General features: G+C 59.8%; 18 protein-coding genes. 14 read left to right on the top strand and 4 right to left on the bottom strand.

All coding sequences use genetic code 11. The features are described 5' to 3' along the window. Window positions 1-113 precede the first annotated feature (113 nt). Both tal and K9857_RS22920 read right to left on the bottom strand, forming a co-directional pair. Window positions 114-1,040, bottom strand: a complete 927-nt coding sequence (tal, locus tag K9857_RS22925; RefSeq protein ID WP_224539598.1) for a transaldolase — start codon at window positions 1,038-1,040, stop codon at window positions 114-116. Between the two features lie 212 nt (window positions 1,041-1,252). Continuing rightward, window positions 1,253-2,218: a cellulase family glycosylhydrolase gene (locus K9857_RS22920; RefSeq protein WP_224539596.1), complete on the bottom strand. Its 966-nt coding sequence runs from the start codon at window positions 2,216-2,218 to the stop codon at window positions 1,253-1,255. Between the two features lie 290 nt (window positions 2,219-2,508). Here K9857_RS22920 and K9857_RS22915 point away from each other — a divergent pair, with 290 nt between their 5' ends. From K9857_RS22915 to K9857_RS22880, 8 genes are read left to right on the top strand one after another with little or no spacing between them, the layout of a single operon-like run. Continuing rightward, complete coding sequence (locus K9857_RS22915) at window positions 2,509-2,949, top strand: low molecular weight protein-tyrosine-phosphatase (RefSeq protein ID WP_224539594.1); 441 nt, start codon at window positions 2,509-2,511, stop codon at window positions 2,947-2,949. Window positions 2,950-2,988: 39 nt separating this feature from the next. Then, the gene (locus K9857_RS22910; protein WP_224539592.1) at window positions 2,989-5,214 is read left to right on the top strand and encodes a polysaccharide biosynthesis tyrosine autokinase; all 2,226 of its coding nucleotides are present in this window, start codon (window positions 2,989-2,991) and stop codon (window positions 5,212-5,214) included. Window positions 5,215-5,255: 41 nt separating this feature from the next. Beyond that, a complete protein-coding gene (locus K9857_RS22905) occupies window positions 5,256-6,338 on the top strand; it encodes a glycosyltransferase (RefSeq protein ID WP_224539590.1) in 1,083 nt (360 codons plus the stop codon). Window positions 6,339-6,352: 14 nt separating this feature from the next. Beyond that, window positions 6,353-7,465, top strand: coding sequence for a polysaccharide pyruvyl transferase family protein (locus K9857_RS22900; protein ID WP_224539588.1), 1,113 nt, complete (start codon window positions 6,353-6,355; stop codon window positions 7,463-7,465). Beyond that, on the top strand, window positions 7,462-8,691 hold the full coding sequence (locus K9857_RS22895; protein ID WP_224539586.1) for a phosphoribosylaminoimidazole carboxylase: 1,230 nt from the start codon (window positions 7,462-7,464) through the stop codon (window positions 8,689-8,691). Before K9857_RS22900 ends, K9857_RS22895 begins: the two co-directional genes overlap by 4 nt. Beyond that, window positions 8,682-9,785, top strand: coding sequence for a hypothetical protein (locus K9857_RS22890; RefSeq protein ID WP_224539585.1), 1,104 nt, complete (start codon window positions 8,682-8,684; stop codon window positions 9,783-9,785). The genes K9857_RS22895 and K9857_RS22890 overlap by 10 nt, the downstream gene beginning before the upstream one ends. Before the next feature lie 9 nt (window positions 9,786-9,794). Continuing rightward, entirely contained in the window at window positions 9,795-10,835 is a 1,041-nt protein-coding gene (locus K9857_RS22885) for an acyltransferase family protein (protein WP_224539582.1), read from the top strand. Window positions 10,836-10,838: 3 nt separating this feature from the next. Then, window positions 10,839-11,984 carry an SGNH/GDSL hydrolase family protein gene (locus K9857_RS22880; protein WP_224539580.1) on the top strand — a complete coding sequence of 382 codons (1,146 nt, stop codon included), beginning with the start codon at window positions 10,839-10,841 and terminating at the stop codon, window positions 11,982-11,984. Window positions 11,985-12,120: 136 nt separating this feature from the next. Here the strand turns inward: K9857_RS22880 and K9857_RS22875 are convergent, their stop codons facing one another. Together K9857_RS22875 and galU are read right to left on the bottom strand one after the other, a co-directional pair. After that, on the bottom strand, window positions 12,121-12,537 hold the full coding sequence (locus tag K9857_RS22875) for a mannose-1-phosphate guanylyltransferase (RefSeq protein ID WP_224539579.1): 417 nt from the start codon (window positions 12,535-12,537) through the stop codon (window positions 12,121-12,123). Window positions 12,538-12,579: 42 nt separating this feature from the next. Beyond that, window positions 12,580-13,413 carry a UTP--glucose-1-phosphate uridylyltransferase GalU gene (gene galU / locus K9857_RS22870; protein ID WP_224539577.1) on the bottom strand — a complete coding sequence of 278 codons (834 nt, stop codon included), beginning with the start codon at window positions 13,411-13,413 and terminating at the stop codon, window positions 12,580-12,582. 387 nt (window positions 13,414-13,800) lie between these two features. Between galU and galE the strand changes: the two genes are divergently transcribed. The 6 genes from galE (at window position 13,801) to K9857_RS22840 (ending at window position 20,022) form a co-directional block, all read left to right on the top strand. Continuing rightward, window positions 13,801-14,817 (top strand): UDP-glucose 4-epimerase GalE, encoded by a 1,017-nt coding sequence (gene galE, locus K9857_RS22865; RefSeq protein WP_224539575.1) that lies wholly within the window; start codon window positions 13,801-13,803, stop codon window positions 14,815-14,817. Window positions 14,818-15,068: 251 nt separating this feature from the next. Then, window positions 15,069-15,305: a hypothetical protein gene (locus K9857_RS22860; RefSeq protein ID WP_175378024.1), complete on the top strand. Its 237-nt coding sequence runs from the start codon at window positions 15,069-15,071 to the stop codon at window positions 15,303-15,305. 142 nt (window positions 15,306-15,447) lie between these two features. Continuing rightward, window positions 15,448-16,509, top strand: coding sequence for a polysaccharide biosynthesis/export family protein (locus K9857_RS22855; protein ID WP_224539573.1), 1,062 nt, complete (start codon window positions 15,448-15,450; stop codon window positions 16,507-16,509). Between the two features lie 14 nt (window positions 16,510-16,523). Further along, window positions 16,524-17,189 carry a YjbF family lipoprotein gene (locus tag K9857_RS22850; RefSeq protein ID WP_224539571.1) on the top strand — a complete coding sequence of 222 codons (666 nt, stop codon included), beginning with the start codon at window positions 16,524-16,526 and terminating at the stop codon, window positions 17,187-17,189. After that, window positions 17,186-17,947 carry a capsule biosynthesis GfcC family protein gene (locus tag K9857_RS22845; protein WP_411961602.1) on the top strand — a complete coding sequence of 254 codons (762 nt, stop codon included), beginning with the start codon at window positions 17,186-17,188 and terminating at the stop codon, window positions 17,945-17,947. The genes K9857_RS22850 and K9857_RS22845 overlap by 4 nt, the downstream gene beginning before the upstream one ends. After that, complete coding sequence (locus K9857_RS22840; protein WP_224539569.1) at window positions 17,944-20,022, top strand: YjbH domain-containing protein; 2,079 nt, start codon at window positions 17,944-17,946, stop codon at window positions 20,020-20,022. Before K9857_RS22845 ends, K9857_RS22840 begins: the two co-directional genes overlap by 4 nt. Window positions 20,023-20,108 lie beyond the last annotated feature (86 nt).

The raw sequence follows: 20,108 nt of genomic DNA, 5'->3' as shown, positions 1-20,108 counted from the left end.
GAGCGAGGCTTGCCCGCGAAGGCGTCAGCTCAATCACCATCGACCCAAAGCAGACACCATAAAAAAGGGCGAACCCACCAGGGTTCGCCCTTTTTGCATTGCACCGACTCAGATCACAGCTTGGCCTGCAGCAGCGCCTCGAGCTTCTCCTGGTCCCGGGCGAACTGGCGAATGCCTTCAGCCAGTTTCTCGGTCGCCATGGCGTCCTCGTTGGACAACCAGCGGAACTGCGCCTCGTTGAGGTTCAGGCGCGCTTCACCGGCATGCCCCGGCGCGAGTTTGCGCTCGAGCTTGCCGGTGTCGGCGGCCAGTTTGTCGATCAGGTCCGGGCTGATGGTCAGGCGGTCGCAACCGGCCAGGTGCTCGATCTGGCTCAGGTTGCGGAAGCTGGCGCCCATCACCACGGTCTTGTAGTCATTGGCCTTGTAGTAGTTATAGATGCGTGTCACCGACTGCACGCCCGGATCATCAGCGCCGGTGTACTCGTTGCCGGTGGCTTTCTTGTACCAGTCGTAGATACGGCCCACGAACGGCGAAATCAGGAACACACCCGCGTCGGCACAGGCCGCAGCCTGGGCGAAGGAGAACAGCAGGGTCAGGTTGGTCTGGATGCCTTCCTTTTCCAGGATCTCGGCGGCACGGATGCCTTCCCAGGTGGAGGCGATCTTGATCAGCACGCGGTCGCGGCCGACGCCGGCTTTTTCATACAGCTCGATCAGACGGTGCGCACGCTTGAGCACGGCATCGGTATCGAACGACAGGCGCGCATCCACTTCAGTGGAAATGCGACCCGGAATCACCTTGAGGATTTCCTGACCTACCGCGACGCCAAAGCGGTCGCTGGCCAGGCCCACATCGCCCTTGCAGTCGCTGACACAGCTGTTGAGCAGCTCGGCGTAACCGGGAATGGCCGCGGCCTTGAGCAGGAGGGAAGGGTTGGTGGTGGCATCCACCGGTTTAACGCGGGCGATTGCTTCGAAGTCACCGGTGTCGGCAACCACGGTGGTGAATTGCTTGAGTTGTTCCAGCTTGGAAGTCATGAGCGTGCTCTGTCCTATGGGTCTGATGACATTACCCGAGCGCCGACAGCCGCTCAAGGGCACATACGTGTATAGACGGTCCCGGCGGCAACATCCTGAAAACGGCTGTTTGAAAGGCGGGGTACATATCGATAATTGAGATACCGAAAGCGGCCTGAGGTTCCAGGCAACCGACCGCCAGCACCCCGCCAGATCCGTCTATCGCCTGTGCCTCATTGCAGGTTCAGCTGGGTTTTGGCAGCCAGTTTGGCCGGCTTCGGTTGACCGTCGGAGAACAGCAGCCCGAAGTTTTTTTCCCGCTCGTCACTGCCCGAGTCGGTGTTCCGCCATTCGTAGATCGAGGCCAATCCGATCTTCTGCTTCTTCACATCGCTGATGAACGCGCTGATTTTGGCTGCCTGGCCGTCTGCGCCGCCGTTGGAGGCCAGCGCCGACACGCCCCATTCGCTGATCACGCCGGGAATGTGGAAGTTCTGTTGAATGAACGCCTGGGCATTGCTGATCTGGGTGCTCGTCATGCCGTAGGGATGGTAGGAAACCGCATCCAGGCAGTTGGGATAGGCGCTGACGATCTTGTTCATCGCCACCGTCGACGCGGAACCCGCAGTCGGCGGCCGGGCGAAGCCGAAGCCTACCACCGGTACTGACGGCGGCTTTTGTTGCAGCGTATTGCACATGGCGCTCATGAACGGCACGAAGGTGGTGTCGAAACTGCCGGTCGGCCAGTAGGTGCCCAGGTCCGGCTCGTTCCAGATCTCGATCGCCACCAGTTGCGATCCATAGGTTTGCTCCAGATCCTTCACGGAACCGGCGAAGCTTTCCCCGGCGGCGGTCAGTTCACTGGTATTGCCCGGCGATGTGGTCAGCGCCTTGGTCGAACGCACGGTCAGCAGCACCGGCAGGCCGGAAGAGCGGGCGGCGGCGAACGCGTCGCTGACCTGTTTTTGATAAGCCTTGCCACCCAGGCTGTTGGTCCAGACGCCAAAGCGCACGAAGCCGAAACCCTGCGCCTTGATGTCCTCGGCATCGGCGGCGGTGAAGCTCTGGATCTTGACCTGAACACCGATGTTCTTGTTGGCGGCCAATACTGGAAACAGCTCATTGGCGTGCACCTGGCTGGCGGCACCGAGCACCAACAGAGTCGAAAAGGTAAGTCGTTTCAAATGTACCGAATTCATGTCCGTTCTCCTCATGAGAGTTGACATCAGTCATTAGTTATTCCGTTACTTTAAATTCGATGATTGTCAGGTGCTGAAGTGCACGAATGTTATTTTTTGTCGGATAGCAAATGTTAGATAACACTCGTTATTTTTGGTCCGGCAATTCTGGTTGGGGGACTTTCCGCGGCTGTGGTACTTAATGCACCTGTACTTGCAGGGTGAATCTATTTCTGAGTGCAGGAAGGTTGTGCGGGTTCATTAAACCTGCGCGACGTAGTGGCCGATCAGCATTACACGGGAAAGTTACCTTGTTCAAAAATATTCTTGTCGTTTGCGTGGGCAATATTTGCCGCAGTCCTACGGCAGAACTGTTGCTGCGCAACGCATTGGCAACTTCATCGATCAGCGTGACCTCGGCAGGCCTTGCCGCACGGGTCGGCGAAGCCATGGAGCCGTCGGCGCGGCAGGTCCTGGAAGACCGCGGGCACAGCGCCGAGGCGTTCAAGGCCCGGCAACTCACATCGGACATCGTCAATGAATCAGACCTGATTCTGGTGATGGAAAAAGAGCATGTAAAACAAGTACTGAAGATTGCATCCCACGCGCGGGGCAAGGTGTTTCTGCTCGGTAAATGGCAGAGCGAACGAGAAATACAAGACCCTTATCGTCAAGGAAAAGCAGCATTTATTCATGCCCATGCATTGATTGAAGATGCTGTTTGCTCATGGGCGCAGCGCCTCGGACATTGATCAATATTCTTCAGACCCGTGAATGGTAAGAACAGACTTATGCAGTTACCGTCAGTCATCAGTACCCGCGATAACGAGCAAGACAATATTGATCTTCTCGGTATATTCGGCACTTTAATCGACCAGAAATGGTTGATCGGCGCATTCACCGGCGCATTCATGGCGGCCGGTGTCGCCTATGCGATTCTGTCGACGCCGGTGTACCTGGCGAACGCGCTGGTTCAGGTCGAACCGAAGAAGAACGACATGCTCGGTTTCTCCGACCTCAACAGCATGCTCGGCGGGCAATCGCCGTCGGTGACCGAAATCGGCATCATCAAGTCCCGCGCGGTGATCGGCAGAACCGTCGATGACCTGCACCTGGACATCGACGTTACTCCCAATACCTTTCCGGTGGTTGGCGGCTTTCTCGCGCGGCGTTTCCGCGGTGAAACACCCGAAAGTGTCGCGGCGCCGCGTTTTGGCTTGAACAGCTATGCGTGGGGCGGCGAGCGGCTGGACATTCCGCGGCTCAATCTGCCCAACGAATTGCTGGGCAAGAAGCTGACGCTGGTTGCCGGCGAGCAGCAGCGTTTCCAGTTGTTCGATGACAACGACAACCTGCTGGCCGAAGGCGTTGTCGGCACCGCTTTTGTTCAGGACGGTGTGGAAGGTCTGGTGACCCACCTGCAGGCCAATCCCGGTACTCGCTTCGAGGTGGTGCGCAGTGCAAGGATCGTGACCATCCAGAACTATCAGGATGGCCTGGATATTTCCGAGCAGGGCAAGGAGTCCGGCATCATCCGCCTGGCCCTGGCCAGCACCGACGCGGCCGAAGCCGTGCGGATCCTCAATAAGGTCTCGTCGCTGTACGTGGAGCAGAACGTGCAGCGCACCTCTGCCGAAGCGGCGCAGAGCCTGGACTTCCTGCAAGGCCAGTTGCCGCAGGTCAAGCGTGATCTGGCCAAGGCCAGCGAAGCCCTGAACGGCTACCAGACTCGCGGCAAGACCGTGAACATTTCCCTTGAAACCCAATCGGTGCTGGAGCAGATCGTCAGCCTGGACACGCGGATTTCCGAGCTGAAAATGCAGCAGGCCGAACTGGATCGCAAATTCACCAAGCAGCATCCGGCGTATCGCGCGCTGATGACTCAGATCGGTGAATTGACCCAGCAACAGAAGGCGCTGGAGAGCAAATCCCAGAACCTGCCTTCCACTCAGCAGGAACTGTTGAACCTGACCCGCGATGTCGAAGTGGCCTCGCAGATCTACACCCAGTTGCTGAACAAATCCCAGGAACTGGACATCGTCCGGGCAGGGGCGGTGGGCAACGCGCGGTTGATCGACAGCGCGGATGTCGACCTGACCAACCCGGTCAAACCGCGCAAGGCGCTGATCGTGCTGATCGCCACCTTCCTCGGCGCGTTTGTCGGCGTGGCGCTGGTGCTGCTGCGCAAATCCCTGAGCCGCGGGCTGGAAGGACCGGAAGCCATCGAGCAACTGGGCTTGCCGGTGTACGCCTCGATTCCTTACAGCGCGTTGCAGCAGGAAGAAGACAGCAAGAAAGTCCGCACCAAAAAAGAGGCCGACCAGGCATATCTGTTGGCGCTGCGTAACCCCACGGACCTGTCCATCGAATCGATCCGCAGCCTGCGCACCTGCCTGCATTTTGCGGCGCTGGATTCGACCAACAACCGCATCATGATTTCGGGTCCCAGCCCTCAGGTCGGCAAGACCTTCGTTTCCTCCAACCTCGCCGCCGTCATGGCGCAAAGCGGGCAGCGCGTGGTGCTGATCGACGCCGACATGCGCAAGGGGCATCTGCACAAAACCCTGAACACACCGATCACCAACGGCCTGTCGGACCTGCTGGTCAAGCGTTGCACCATCGACCAGGCGATCAATACCGTTGAAGTCGAAAACCTGCATTTCATCAGCCGTGGACAGGTCCCGCCCAACCCATCGGAGCTGTTAATGCACGCCAACTTCCGCGAGCTGATGGCCGAACTCAGCGAGCGCTACGACGTGGTGATCATTGACACGCCGCCACTTTTGGCGGTGACCGACGCGGCGATTGTCGGCCGTGAAGCGGCGATCAGCCTGATCGTCACGCGCTTTGCCGTGAACCCCGCCAAAGAGATCGAGTTGACCATCCGCCGCTTTGCCCAGAACGGCATCGAGTTGAAGGGCGCCGTGTTCAACGGCGTCGAGAAACGGGCCGCCAGTTACTACGGCAACGGTGGTTACGGTTATTACAACTACGAATACGCGTCGGACAAATCCTGAGTCTCGGCAACTGTTTTTACATGCATGGAAGTGGGTGGGCTGTGAAAAAAATATTGCACGTAGCCGAAACGATCAAGGGTGGTGTCGCCACGGTAATCCGCACGATTTCCGCGCCGCCGGAAGGCGATACATCGAACTATGAGCTGGTCTATCTGATCCCGTTCGATCAGCGCAAAGAGCTGCACGGCATCGATGAGCAGCAGATCAGGACCTTCGACAGAACCCGTCGAGACCCGTTGTCGCTGCTGCGATTTGCCTGGCAGCTGGTCCGGGTGATTCTCAAGGAGAAACCCCAGGTCGTGCATCTGCACAGCACCTTTTCCGGGGTGATCGGGCGCTGCGTGTGCCTGATCCTGCGGCCGTGGCGCTCGCCGAAAATCGTCTACTGCCCCCACGCCTTTTCGTTCCTGATGGAAAGCTCGCCGGCCAAGCAGAAGGTCTATTCGCTGATCGAGCGGGCGTTGCAGAAGGTCACGGACGTGATCATTTGTGTCAGCCAGTACGAAATGGACAAGGCCGCCGCGTTCGGTATCGATCGTCACCGCATGAAGCTGATCTACAACGGCATTCATCACCGCGACGATCCGCAGAAGGACGATGAACAGAAGCCGATCCACCTGCTGTTTGTCGGCCGGCTCGATTACCAGAAAGGTTTTGATGTTTTGCTCAAGGCCTACGCCAAGGTTCAGCGCAGCGATCTGAAACTGACCGTGGTCGGCAGTGCCGTGAACGAGGATTTCGTCGAGCGGCCCGAGATGGACTCGGTGGAATACCTGCCCTGGGTTACGCCGACCGAAGTCCATGCGCTTTATCAGAAGGCCGATGCGCTGATCGTGCCCAGCCGCTGGGAAGGTTTTGCGATGGTGCCGCTGGAAGGCATGGCCATGGGGCTGCCGGTGATCGCCAGCGATTGCACGTCGTTGCCCGAGCTGGTCAGCCACGGGGTGACGGGCTACGTGTTCCCGACCGGCGATCACCAGGCGCTGGCCGATGTGCTGGTGGACATCCAGAAGCCGCGCCTGCAGGACCTGGGCGCCGAAGGCCGCAAGACCGTGCGCGAGCGCTTCAGTGCCGCGTTGATGATCCGGCAAACCTATGACGTGTATTCCGCTCAAACTTATTAAGTAGACATCAGCTCATGAACGTAACGATTTTGCACGGCTACAGCGCGTCCAACTCCGGCGACGGCCTGCTCGTGGATCTGGCGATTGCCCTGGTGCAACGCAACTTTGGCGAAGACACGACGATCAATGTCGTGGCCTCCGATCCCGAGTCTTTCAGCTATTTGCCCCACAAGCGTTACGACGCACCGGTGATGGCGGCCAAGGGATTGGGACGGGTCAAGCAGGCGGTGTTCCTCAACCAGTCCTACGCCGGGCTCGCGGATCTGCTCAAGACCACCGACCTGATCGTTGGCGTCGGCGGCGGCTACATGCGTTCCAAAAGCGCTTTCGAACACATCAAGTTGAAACTGGGGCACGCCAAGCAGCTGGAAACCGCGATCCTGAGCAAGGTGCCGTCGGTTTACCTGCCGCAAAGCATCGGCCCGTTCCACGGTGAGAGCAGCAAGATCGTCGAGCACTACGCCAGCGCCGACGCGGTGTTCGTGCGCGATAACCGCTCGTCTGCGATGTTCGATGCCTGTGAAAACGTCTACCGCGCACCCGATCTGGCGGTGCAGTCGCTGGCCAGCAAAATCCTCATGCAACCCAAGTTCACTCGCTGCGCATCGTCACCGGCGGTGGTGTGCGTGGTGCTGCGCAAGCCGCCGGAGTGGAGCAAGGAAAAGAAGGTCGCCTATGTGGCCAATCTGAAGGTCCTGCTGCAGCGCCTGAAGAACAAGAGCAAGGTGATTTGCGCGGTGCAAAGCGCCGTGCGCGGCAACGATGACGGCGCGTTTTATCGCGAGCTGGGCATTACCGAGGAACTGCTGTCGCTGAAGGCGACCATCGCCAAACACCAGCCGGACCTGGTCATTTCCGTGCGCCTGCACGGCGCCATCGAATCCTTGTTGTCGGGCGTTCCGGCGTACCACATCAGCTACGAACGCAAAGGCTTTGGCGCCTATCAGGACATGGGCGTGGAGGACTGGGTGATCAATGGCGGCGACATCGATGTCGACACCATCATCAACACGGTCTATGCGCCGAACGCCCTGGCCAGTTTCGGCAAGCGCCTGACCGACACCTGCCGCGAGATCGAAGCCAAGTCGGTGATGATGGACGACATCATCAAGGGAATCGTTCGATGATATTCCGGCTGTTGCTCCGGGGCGGGGCCCTGGGTGCGAAGTTTCTGCTGGTGTTGGCCATCACCCATTACCTGGGCTACGACGCCCTGGGTTTCTACGGCGTGGTGGTGGCCGCGTCGCTGATCGCTTCGAAGTTCTACAGCGTCGGCTTCAGCTCCGAAATCAACCGCCTGATCAGCGTCGGCCTGAGTTCGCGTCGGGTCGTCAACAAGGTGCTGTTGTTGTATCTGGCCGTGGGCCTGGTGCTGTCGGTGGCGACGGTGGCGATCTATTCGCTGTTCCAGGACGTGCAGGCCGGTACCGCGCTGATTCTCTGCGTGACGCTGGTGCTGCTCACCGAGCACCTGTCGTTCGAGATCAACTCCTTCGTGTTCTCCGCGCAGAAAGCCACCTGGGGCGCGATGCTGTTTTTCATCAAGACCGGCCTCTGGGCTTTGCTGGCGGTGGGCGGGATGATGCTCGGCAAGGTGTCGGCGATCGACACGGTGCTGTGGTTGTGGGTCGCGGCCAACGTCGTAGTGATGGTGATTGGTTACCTGATCGTGGCGAAGCTGCATCAGGGCCGGGTCGAGGGTGAACTGGGGGCGACGTCGGTGTGGAAGGCCGGTCTGCCGTTCTATCTGGGTACCGGCCTGATTGCGCTGAGTCAGTACGTTGAGCGCTTCCTGATCATCGATATCGAGCCCTACGCGAGCCTCGGTAAATACGTGTATGCCTGGTCGGCGGCCAACACTTTGCAGGCGTTGTCCTATGCGGTGGTAGCGGTGGTGGGGATCCCGGTTCTCTCCAAGCGTTTTCAGCGCGACCAGCAGGCTTTCACGGTTCGCGAGCTGTTCGTCAATCAGTGGGTGATGCGTTCGCTGATGGTGTCCGCGGCGGTGGCGGTGCTCATCTATCTGTTCTTCAACGTGGTGCTGGATTACGTCGCTGCGACAGTGCCGCGTCCGGATAACGCGATCCTCGGCGTGCTGATTTTTTCCTTCGCCCTGCGGGCCATCGGCGACATCGTCTGGGGTGGTTTGATCGCCTCGAAAAACAGCCGGGTGTCCGTGGCCAGTGCCGCCATCTGCCTGCTGGTATCGACGCCGGTCAGCTATCTGCTGATCAAGCATCATTCGATTTACGGCGCGGCCTGGGGCAACGTTTTTGCGATCATCGTGCAGCTTGGCGTGATCGCCGTGCTGACCCGTGCGCCGCGAGGGAAAGGTGCCTTGGCATGGGATTGAAATTGCCCTGCATCGAGTTTCGCGGGCAGAAACTCGATTCGTCGCTGTCGTTCCTGATCCTGTTCACCGGCCTGTTCCTGTCGGTGGCGATGCCGCTGCTGATCTCCCGGGACCCGGGCCCGGACGCCATGACGTTGTGGTCGTCCTATGCCCGGGCTGACAACTGCAACTTCTGGAATCCCTTCTCGCCGGACCGCTCTTCCTACGAGTGTTCGGCGTTTCTCCTGCGGCCCACCGGGATCAATCTCACCAATGCCTGGGCCTATGGCATGTTCTGCAATTTTTTGATGACGACGATTCCGGTCTTCATCTTCCGGCGCATGCCGCTGACGATATTTTTTACCCTGTGCCTGTGGGGCGTGGTCCGGTCGTTCTTCCTGGAAAACCTGACCAAGGAAATCATCGTTTCGGTGGCGATTCTTTCGATCCTGCTGAGCTCCTACTCCCGGCAATACCGTGTGGGGTTTTTCCTGTCGGCACTGATCTACGGCGTGCTGATCCGGCCTTACTGGATTCTGTTTTCGATGGCTTGGGTCGGGGTCTGCGTGATGAAGAAGTACGTGTCGCGCACGACCTTTTTCCTGATGCTGTTTCTGTTCTACCTGGCGATTGCCACGGCGATTCAGCTGGCGCTCGGCTATTCGGTGTCGTCGATTCGTGCGAGCAACAACGAGTTGCGCACGGCAGGCGAGGAGGGTTCGAAGTCTTTGATCGTGTCCTGGATTAGCGGCGGCGATTTCGTTTCGCAGGCGATCGACTCGATGGTGATCTTCTTCCGTCTGTCGTTCCCGGTGGAGCTGATCATGCTGTCCGGTCCGGGTCAGGTGATCTTCGTATCGTTGATGATCATGACCGCCTTGCTGCTGTTCAAGGTGATCACCTCGTCCGAGTACAAGGGCGTGCCGATCCAGACCAAGGCCAAGGAGCTGATCGCGATTCCGTTGTCCTTCCTGCTGGTTCAAGGGTTGTTCGAGCCGGACTTCGGTTCCTTCGCCCGGCACTTTTCCATGGTGGTGCCGGTGCTGTTCGTTGGGCTTGGGTTGATGCTGCGGGCGCGCAAACCGGTGTTGATTGAATCCAGAGTTTTGAGTTGAGGCTACGTTATGTCGAGCAATAAAAAGTCACTGGAGATCGAAACCCTGCGCGGGCTGGCGTGCCTGCTGCTGGTGCTCTATCACGTGATCGGCCCGCTGGGTGGCGGCTTGAAAATCGACCTGGGCTCTCCGTTCCGGGTGATCGCCGATTCCATGGTGTACGTGCGTATGCCGCTGTTCACCTTCATTTCCGGCTACATCTATTCCATCTACAAAATCAGGGGCAATCACTTCCCGAGCTTTTTTGCCGGCAAGGTCCGGCGGCTGCTGGTGCCGCTGCTTTGCGTGGGTGTGCCGTTTTCCGTGTTGCAGGCGGTCGGCCCCGGTGTGAACAAGGATGTCGGTGTAATGGAGGCGCTGCTGTCGTTCTATGTGCCGATCAATCACTTCTGGTTCCTGCAGGCGGTGTTCATCATCTTCATGTTCGTCGGCCTGCTGGAGTGGCGTGGTCTGTTGCGCGGGATGACGCGGCTGTATCTGTTGTTTGCCTTTGCCGCGGTGCTGTTCCTGCTGCCGCCGTTCACGGTGGATGCATTCGGTATCAATGGCGCGTTGTACCTGCTGCCGTTTTTCGTGGCCGGGATGATTGGCCAGGAAAAGGTTGGCGTGTTGAAGCAATCGTTCAAGGTGGTGGGGCCGTTGGTGTTTGCCCTGATTGCGCTGGTGCTGTTGTACGTGGCGGCGGTGGATCGCGAGTTGATCGTCGATCGTCGCAGCCTGATTGGCCTGACGGTGGGTTGCGTGTCCTGCATTGCGCTGCTGTCGAGTGACGTGCGCTCGAAGTGGCTGACCTGGCTGGGCGGTTATTCCTACGCGATCTTCCTGTTCCATGTGCTGTTCGCCGCCACGTCGCGGTTTGTGCTGGGGCGTCTGGGCGTGAAGGATGAGAGCGTGCTGGTGTTTGGCGGGCTGATGTGTGGCTTGCTGGGGCCGGTGGTGCTGTCGATGGTGTTCAGTCGGTTCAACTTCACTTCCGTGCTGTTTTTGGGCGAGCGCGCTGCGCATAAAAAGCCTCGGGAAACCGTGGTTGCCGTGCCGCAGGTTCGCTGATTCATGTTGGCAGTGGATGGTGCGCAACCGGTTGCGGCTTCGGTGGTCGAGGTGGGTGATGTTCGCGAGCGCTTCGCCCAGTGGCGTGAGGGTAAGGCGGGGAAGGTGCTGGCGATCTCGGTGATCGGGGACAGCTACAGCGCGGGGCAGGATTTTTATCTGAATCGACTGGTCCAGCGGTTGGCGGGTGAGGCGGGTTTCGCCGGGCCTGGGTATGTGGGTTTCAACCATGGTGCGGCGCTGGGTGGTTCGCACTTCAAGTACACCCGCAGCAGCGAAAGGTACTTTGGTGGTGATTGGCGGGTGTCGGGGCTGGGGCAGGCGAGTCCTGACAGCCGGACTGTGACGGGGCGGCCGGGTGCATGGCTTGAGGTGGACGCCAGTTCGGGCAAGGGCATCGATACGGCCGTCTCTGCTGCGAAGTTGCTGTATCTGGGGGATGGCTCCAGCAGTGAGGTGCGTTATCGCTGGTCGTCGTCGCAGCCTTGGCAGTCGCTGGCGCTCGGAGGCGACGGAGTTCAGGAAGTGCGATTGCCTGGCTTGTTGGCTTCGAAGGACTGGGCGTTCAGGCTGGAAGTGGTGAAGGGGGCGCCGACGCTGTTTGGTCTGTGGTTGAGCAATGACCAGGGTGGCGTTCGGGTGTCCAAGCTGGCGGCGTCGGGGGCGGCGTCGGCTGATTTCTATCACAGCGATGGCCGCTGGCAGGCGCAGTGGAAAGCGGTGGTGTCGAAGATTCCCGCGGACGTTTACCTGATCATGCTTGGTGGTAATGACCAAGGGTTTGGGGTCAAGCCCGAGCAGTATCTGCAGAATATCCAGGGACTGGTGCGGATGGTGCGCGAGATTCAGCCGACGGCGAGCATCAACCTGATCCTGCGCCAGGACACCACCCGTTCCAGCGCTTACCCGATGTCGGCCTACGCGCAAGTCCTGCAGCCCTGGGCCCGCGCCGAGCATCTGGGATACGCCAACCTGCAATGCGCTTTCGGCTCCGATTTCAAGCGCTACGCCCGCAGCGGCCCAACCCCCATGATCGGCCCCGACAACATCCACCCGATCCCGGAGACGGGAGGGCGGGTGATTGCTGATTATCTCTATCGGATGATCACCAGCGGTTCACCGCAGGAAGGTTGCGGCCCGGCATTGTAGGCGGGCGCATCACAAAAACTGTGGGAGCGAGCCTGCTCGCGATGGTCGTGAACGATAACGCGGAGTGCCAGATGCCCAGCGGCGGTCTCGTGTTTATCGCGAGCAGGCTCGCTCCCACAGGGGGAATTGCGGAGTCTTACGGGGTCGTGGCTTCGAATTGCTCCAACTGACTCAACAGCTGCGCAGTCCTCACCGGCATCGACTGCATGTCGCAACGAGTCTCCACGTTGATGATGATCGCCGGTTCGTTGCAGCACAGGCGGACCCGGAATCGCCAGTCGCTGAAGATCACTTTCAACCCGTCGCGGTCGCAGATTTCCAGTGCCTGTTCGCCGTAGATCCTTTTCAGGTGGGCGAGCAGGGGATAGGGATCGGGTGTCGCGCGGCGGATGTCACCGGAGGAGGGGAATACGCCAATTCGTTCCACCAGCAGGTGAGTGCCCAGCCAGGGTTCGTTGGCGCTGGGCAGCGGCTGGTGTCGCGAGAGCCAGCTCATCACCCCGAGGTTGCCCACCTCCAGTTCAATGTCTGCCGAATGTTGTGCGATGTTCATAGTGGCCTGCCTGAATGAAGAGTGGGCGTTGATGCGGGTCGCTTAACGGCCCTTGAGGTACAGGTTCTCGTAGCAGAAGTTGGTCGCTTCGAGGTAACCCTCGGCGCCGCCGCAGTCGAAGCGCAGGCCCTTGAACTTGTAGGCCAGCACGCAGCCGTTCTGCGCCTGCTTCATCAGGGCGTCGGTGATCTGGATTTCCCCGCCCTTGCCCGGTTGGGTATCGGTGATCAGATCAAAAATGTCCGGCGTCAGGATGTAGCGGCCAATGATCGCCAGGTTGGACGGCGCATCCTGCGGGGTTGGCTTTTCCACCATGCTGTTGACCCGGTAGATGCCCTCGGAAATCTGCTCGCCGGCGATCACCCCGTACTTGTGCGTCTGATCGTGCGGCACTTCCTGGATGGCCACGATCGAGCAGCGGAATTTCTTGTAGAGCTGGATCATCTGCGCCAATACACCCTCGCCTTCCAGGTTCAGGCACAGGTCATCGGCCAGCACCACGGCGAACGGTTCGTCGCCGATCAGCGGGCGGCCGCTGAGGATCGCGTGGCCCAGGCCCTTCATTTCGATCTGGCGGGTGTAAGAGAAAGTGCAGGTGTCGATCAGCTCGCGGGTGCCGGCGAGGAACTTCTCCTTCTCGGTCCCACGGATCTGGTGCTCAAGCTCGTAGCTGATGTCGAAATGGTCTTCCAGCGCGCGCTTGCCTCGCCCGGTGACGATCGCCATGTGCTCAAGACCGGCGTCCCGTGCTTCTTCGACGGCGTACTCGATCAGTGGCTTGTTGACGATTGGCAGCATTTCCTTGGGCATGGCTTTGGTCGCCGGCAGGAAACGGGTGCCATAGCCGGCAGCGGGGAACAAACATTTACGAATCATAAAAATATCCTGGGGTGTCATGGCACGCAGCCAAGTGTGCGCAATAACGAGTGATTGCAAGTTTCAATGATTATTGAAGGCTTACTTTAATACCCGAGGCGGCTAGTTGATGGCAAATGGCAATGCAGGAGAAACAGGGCAATGTTATGAGATGTCGGTTTGATAGTTGTTAGTTATTTTTAGTCGGTATCTGTTGATAGTGGTGTTTGCGTTCGAGTGCTAATAAGTAACCGGCAATACAGTTTGGCCTGCAAAAATAATTATTGCCAGTCGTTGAACTAAATTTGTTTTCGGTTGTTGTCGCCCCTGTTTGTGAGGCCTGGTTCGCACATTCAATAAAGGGGGCTTGACACACTACTTGGCACTTTCCCCACTATGGACCGCGCTATGAAGATTCTGGTAACCGGTGGCACCGGCTATATCGGTTCGCATACCACACTTGCATTGCTTGAAGCAGGTTATGAAGTCGTTGTACTGGATAATCTTTGCAATAGTTCCGACGCCGCGCTGCATGCAGTGGAAGCCATTTGTGGCAGAAGTGCGCTGATGATTCACGGCGATATATGCGACAGGCCTCTGCTGGACCGAATTTTCCAGGAGCATGCCATCGATGCGGTCCTGCACTTTGCCGGGCTCAAGGCGGTCGGCGAGAGCGTGCGCAAGCCGCTGGAGTATTACGAAACCAACGTGGGCGGCAGCATCACGCTGTGCCAGGCGATGGCCGCAGCCGGCGTGTTCCGTCTGGTGTTCAGTTCCTCGGCCACGGTGTACGGCGAGCCCGAGAAGATGCCGATTCGCGAAGACTTCCCCACCGGCATCCCGACCAACCCCTACGGCCAGTCCAAACTGATCGTCGAGAACGTGCTGCGCGATCTGTCCCTGTCCGAGCCGCGCTGGAGCATCGCGCTGCTGCGCTACTTCAACCCGATCGGCGCCCACGACAGCGGCCGGATGGGCGAAGACCCCAACGGCATTCCCAACAACCTGGTGCCCTATATCAGTCAGGTCGCGGTCGGCAGCCTGCAGGAATTGTCGATTTTCGGCGACGACTATCCCACGGTCGACGGCACCGGCGTGCGCGATTACATCCATGTGGTGGACCTGGCGGACGGTCACCTCAAGGCGCTGCAGTCCATCGCAGATCGCACCGGTATCCACACCTGGAACCTCGGCACCGGCGATGGCTACAGCGTGATGCAGGTACTGCGGGCCTTCGAACAGGCGTGCGGGCGGCCGGTGCCTTTCCGGGTGATGCCGCGCCGCTCCGGTGATATCGCCGAGAGCTGGGCCGATCCGTCCAAGGCAGCAGAAGAACTGGGCTGGAAAGCCACGCGCAACTTGCAGCAAATGATGACCGACACCTGGCGCTGGCAATCGAACAACCCGCGGGGCTACCTCGGTTGATGTCAATTCAATGACCGTTAACCATCATTTCGATGAAATGTTATTTCCGGTCAGGATGTTAGATATCGTCGGGAAAATAGACTGGAATTGCCACTTGCAAGTCCGTAGATATAAACCTTGCCATTCGACATTTATCAGTCGCGTAAAACTGTGAATGAACAATGGCCCTGTTCGCAATGTTTGCGACTTGGTCTCTCACCTCCAACGGACTTCCGGGTAGTTGTGCGGTTGAATGTTGGAAAGGAGTTGATATGAAGAAAGTGATGGCAATTGCCCTGTTGTCGATGTTGAGCAACTGGGCATCCGCGGTGGAGGCGCCGCTAACGGCTGCCACTAATGTATTGGGCAATGTGGCGGCTTCTCAAGCCACGGCGGCCAGTACTGCAATGGTGGCAAGTGCGATAGCGGCGTCCAACAGTGGTGGCAGTGCCAACGGTGGTACAACCGGTACCACAGGTACTACGGGTACAACCGGCACGCACAACTAAGCAGACACCGCACGTGTAGTACAAGGTCGCCCGACGCAAGTCGGGTGACTTTGTTTTTAGAGTTGCCCTTGAATAGCGTAGTGCCATTATGAATCGCAGTGTTTATCTTTTGACGTTGGCAAGTTTCGCTTTACAAGGTTGCATGTTTTCCCCCGGTCAGTACCTGAGCACCAGCGATATCACGCGTCAGGGCGCCAGCGAAAGCAGCCGCGTGGAGCTCATCCCGATCACCCCCAAGCTGATTTCCATGGACCGCGCCACGTTCAAGCGTGAGACGGTGCCGGCCGAATTGCTCACCGATCCCGTCGAGTACCGCATCGGTCGCAACGATGTGCTGTACATCACGGTGTGGGACCACCCGGAGCTGACGGCCCCGTCCGGTGCGCAACAGCAGATCGACGCCAACGGCCGGCTGGTGCGTTCCGACGGCACGCTGTTCTACCCGTACATCAAGGAAGTCCAGGCCGCGGGCAGAACCATCCAGCAATTGCGCGCGGACATCGAGCAACGGCTGTCGGCCTTCATTGCCGAGCCGCAAGTCGATGTGGCTGTGTTGCGATTCGCCAGCCAGAAAGTCGTGGTCTCCGGCGCGGTCGAGAAGGCCGGCCCGCAGGCGATTTCCACCAACCCACTGAGCGTGGTCGAAGCCCTCGGTTCCGCCGGGATCGACACCAACAATGCCGACTTGTCCGGCCTGCTGCTGACGCGCAACGGGCGGGTTTACAAGCTCAACCTGGACGGGCTCAACCAGCAGGATTCCGAACTGCAGAACGTCTACCTCAAGGGTGGCGATCAACTCTACCTGCCGTACAACGACAGCAAGCGGATCTACGTGATGGGCGAGGTCAACCAGCCGCGCGCGCTGAGCTTCAAGACCGCCACCATGAACCTGTCCGACGTGCTGGGCTCGGTGGGCGGCTTGAGCCAGACCACCTCCAACGGCAATGCGGTGTACGTCATCCGCGGCGTGGAAAACCTCGACGTGGAACCGGCCAAGGTCTTCCAGCTGGAAGCCGAGTCGCCGACCGCCATGGCCCTGGCCACACACTTTCAGGTTCGTCCCCAGGACGTGGTCTACGTCGGCCCTGCCAACGTGACGCGCTGGAACCGCTTCGTCAGCCAGTTGGTGCCATCGGCGTCCATCGTCGGCACCGGCGCATCGGCGGCGAAGAACGCGAGTGAAGTCAGCAGCAACAGCAAATAAGGCCGGGTCCGACAGTGAGAACGTTGAAAGTTGGCGTCTGCTTGATGGCGGGCTTGTCGTTGTGTGGCTGCAACCCATTGATGGTCGCGTCGGTGAACAACCTGCAATCGGCGCTGGTAGGGCCGGATGAAATCGAGGTGACGGCGGCGCAGGTCGCGGACGTTCGCTACCCGCAGCTCAGTCTGACCACGCCGTCCGGTTCCGGGGTACTGGCGCTGGTGCGCGAGCGGGGCGACCTGCAGTTCTGGGTCGCATCCGGCAAACAGGTATTGCTCCTGCGCGACGGCCTGGCGGTGCGCAGCATCGGTCTGGGCCTGGGCGGCGACCTGGACGGCACCCGTCTGGCGACGGCCTCGCCGTTCAAGCAAGGCCTGCATCGATTGCCCGATGGCTACACCAGCCAGCGCTGGATCGACCTGTATCAGGGCCAGGAAGTCGGCGTGACCCTCAACAGCCGCTTCTCCCGAAAGTCCGTGGAAACCCTCGAAATTCTCAACAAGGAATACACCGTGCTACGTGTCGATGAGCAGATTGACGCCCCGGCCATCGGCCTGAGTGCGACCAATCGTTATTGGGTCGATCCCGTTGACGGTTTCATTGTGCAGAGCGAGCAACAACTGACCTCGCAACTGCGGGTCAAGATCGTGCAACTGACCCCTGAACGCAGGACCGCGCCTTGAAGCGGGTCAGGGCGTTATCGGCGTGCCTGCTGTTGATCACCGGGATGAGCCAGGCGGCGGTCATCGTCAGTGGTGACGTGGCCAATCCGGGACCGGTGGACTTGCCACCTGGCGGGCGCTTGCTCGACGTGATCAGCGTGGCCATCCCCAATGCGGAAAGCTATTGGTTGGCGGCGGTGTTGCAGCGCCAATCGTTGCTCGAAGAGCAGGAGCGACTCAAAGCCGGCGTGCTGTTCGACCTGAGCGTCTTGCAGCGCATGGCCTTGCTCTTCGACCGGCCGAGCCGCGCGGCGTTGGCGACGCGGTTGGCCGAACAGGTCACGCAGATGCCGGTCACCGGGCGTCAGATTGCAGTACTGGACCCGGTTGCGGTGGAGGTCGGCTTTGCCCGCAACATGCGCCTGGACGATGGCGATCGCCTGACGTATCCGCCTCGGGTCAACGAGGTTGAAGTGCTCGGCGCGGTCGCCGAGTCGTGCCGCCTGGCCTATCAGCCGATGCAGGAGGCCAGCGAGTACCTGCAAGGCTGCGCACCCCTGGACGATGCCGACGCCGACTACCTGTGGCTGATCCAGCCCAATGGCGTGTCGCGGCGCGTCGGCATCGCCGCGTGGAATCGCGAGAGCGGTCAGATACCAGCAGCCGGCAGCAAGATCCTGGTGCCGGTCAAGACCGATGATCTTGATCCGCCTATCCCTGAACTGAATCAGCAGTTGGCCGAATTCATTGCCACGCAGCTGGCTGAGGTGGTTCGTTGAATTTACGTTTTGCAGCGGTGTTGTTATTGCCCTGTGGTCTGGCCCATGGCGAACCACGTATTACCCAGAATGACTTCGGTGGAGCCGGCCTGCTGCAGACACCGACCGCGCGCATGGCCCCGGCCGGCGAGCTGAGCCTGAACGCCAACCGCACCGATCCCTACAGCCGTTACAGCGTGTCGTTGCAGCCGTTCGAATGGCTGGAAGGTTCGTTTCGCTACACCGCCATCACCAACCGGCCTTACGGCCCCGAATCGCTGAGCGGCAGCCAGAGCTATAAGGACAAGGCGGTCGATATCAAGGCCCGGCTGTGGGAGGAAACCCACTGGGCGCCGGAAGTGGCGCTGGGCTTCCGAGACATCGGCGGTACGGGCCTGTTCTCCAGTGAGTACTTCGTGGCCAACAAGCGCTACGAGAACCTGGATTTCAGTGCCGGCATCGCCTGGGGTTACTTGGGTAATCGCGGCGACTTCGAAAACCCGTTGGCCTCGCTCGATGATCGCTTCGAGACCCGACCGGACAGCGAAGGCACCGGTGACGTCAACGCCGGGTCGTACTTTCGTGGCAGTCCGTCGTTCTTTGGCGGTGTCAGCTACCAGACGCCCTGGGATCGCCTGAGCCTGAAGCTTGAATACGAAGGCAACGATTACAAGCACGAGCCCAAGGACAACGTGATCAAGCAGGACTCGCCGATCAACCTCGGCGCGGTGTTCAAGCTGACCGATTCGGTCGACCTCAGCGCCGCCTGGGAGCGCGGCAACACGGCGATGTTCGGCATCACCTTCCACACCAACTTCGCCAGTCGCAAGGCACCGGTGAAAACCTACGATCCACCGGCCGAACCGCTGCCGGCGAAGGCGCCGTCTACTCCTGCGGATCAGGTTGATTGGGCGAACGTTTCCCAGCGCCTGCAACAGAACGCCGGCTACCAGGTCGAGCGCATCAGCCAGCGCGGTCCCGAGCTGATCGTGTATGGCGAGCAGTCGCGGTATTTCCATTCGGCCAAGGCGGTCGGCCGGGCGAGCCGGATTCTGGACAACAGCGTCAACGACGACATCGACTGGTTCACCGTGGTCAACAAGCGCTACGACCTGCCGCTGGAAGAAACCAGCGTGCCGCGCCAGACCTTCCGCGAAGTGATCAACAACGAGGAGCCGCTGCAATCGCTGCACCGCACCACCGAAATCAATGCAGCGATGCCGCACAACGAGAAGACGCTCTACACCCAGGCACCTCAGCCATTCAGTTATGGCGTCGGGCTGGGTTTCAAGCAGAACGTCGGCGGTCCTGACGGCTTGCTCTATCAGTTCACCGCCGACGCGGACGCTGAGTACCGTTTCACGCGCAACACCTGGTGGAACGGCTTGCTGAGCGCCAATCTGGCGAACAACTTCGACAAGTTCACCTACGACGCACCCAGCAACCTGCCGCGGGTACGGACGGATTTGCGCCAGTACCTGACGACCTCCGAAACCACCATGCCGCTGTTCCAGATCACCCACGCCCAGCAGCTGGACAAGGATCTGTATGGGATGGTCTACGGCGGTTATCTGGAGTCGATGTTCGCCGGTGTCGGCGGTGAGTTGTTGTTCCGTCCGACCGGCGCGCGCTGGTCGCTGGGGGCGGATCTGAACTACGTGCGCCAGCGCGATTTCGATCAGGGGTTCGCGCTGCGCGATTACTCGGTTGTGACCGGGCATATCACCGGCTACACCGACTTGCCGTTCGATACGCTGGCAGCGGTCAGCGTCGGGCGTTATCTGGCGGGTGACTGGGGTAGCACGCTGGACATCTCGCGAGAGTTCTCCAACGGCGTGCGTTTCGGCGCCTGGGCGACGGTCACCACCGTTAGCGGCGACCAGTACGGCGAAGGTAGTTTCGACAAGGGCATCTACCTGTCGATTCCATTCGACGAAATCATGAGCATGTCCACCATGCGCCGCGCCAACCTGGTCTGGTCGCCGCTGACCCGGGACGGTGGGGCACGGCTTAACAGAAGCTTCCAACTGCACTCGATGACCGATAGCCGGGATGACGATATGTTCTATCGCAATTTCGAGAAGATCACCGAGTAGAAGCGGACCCTGAACCTGTGGGAGCGAGCCTGCTCGCGATAGCGTCGGTGACTGACACGACGCCATCGCGGGCAAGCCCGCTCCCA

Origin of the sequence: Pseudomonas sp. REP124, from assembly GCF_020164475.1 — a bacterium.
In the GTDB taxonomy this organism is placed as follows: domain Bacteria; phylum Pseudomonadota; class Gammaproteobacteria; order Pseudomonadales; family Pseudomonadaceae; genus Aquipseudomonas.
Note: the sequence above shows the minus strand (reverse complement) of the source record. Positions and strands in the feature narration are given on the sequence as shown.

Bases quoted from the DNA above. Each gene is read 5' to 3' on its own strand.
- K9857_RS22900 (WP_224539588.1), top strand. From the start codon at position 6,353: ATGAACGTAACGATTTTGCACGGCTACAGCGCGTCCAACTCCGGCGAC.
- K9857_RS22895 (WP_224539586.1), top strand. From the start codon at position 7,462: ATGATATTCCGGCTGTTGCTCCGGGGCGGGGCCCTGGGTGCGAAGTTT.
- K9857_RS22860 (WP_175378024.1), top strand. From the start codon at position 15,069: ATGAAGAAAGTGATGGCAATTGCCCTGTTGTCGATGTTGAGCAACTGG.
- K9857_RS22920 (WP_224539596.1), bottom strand. From the start codon at position 2,218: ATGAATTCGGTACATTTGAAACGACTTACCTTTTCGACTCTGTTGGTG.
- K9857_RS22855 (WP_224539573.1), top strand. From the start codon at position 15,448: ATGTTTTCCCCCGGTCAGTACCTGAGCACCAGCGATATCACGCGTCAG.
- K9857_RS22910 (WP_224539592.1), top strand. From the start codon at position 2,989: ATGCAGTTACCGTCAGTCATCAGTACCCGCGATAACGAGCAAGACAAT.
- K9857_RS22885 (WP_224539582.1), top strand. From the start codon at position 9,795: ATGTCGAGCAATAAAAAGTCACTGGAGATCGAAACCCTGCGCGGGCTG.
- galE (WP_224539575.1), top strand. From the start codon at position 13,801: ATGAAGATTCTGGTAACCGGTGGCACCGGCTATATCGGTTCGCATACC.
- galU (WP_224539577.1), bottom strand. From the start codon at position 13,413: ATGATTCGTAAATGTTTGTTCCCCGCTGCCGGCTATGGCACCCGTTTC.
- K9857_RS22890 (WP_224539585.1), top strand. From the start codon at position 8,682: ATGGGATTGAAATTGCCCTGCATCGAGTTTCGCGGGCAGAAACTCGAT.
- tal (WP_224539598.1), bottom strand. From the start codon at position 1,040: ATGACTTCCAAGCTGGAACAACTCAAGCAATTCACCACCGTGGTTGCC.
- K9857_RS22880 (WP_224539580.1), top strand. From the start codon at position 10,839: ATGTTGGCAGTGGATGGTGCGCAACCGGTTGCGGCTTCGGTGGTCGAG.
- K9857_RS22875 (WP_224539579.1), bottom strand. From the start codon at position 12,537: ATGAACATCGCACAACATTCGGCAGACATTGAACTGGAGGTGGGCAAC.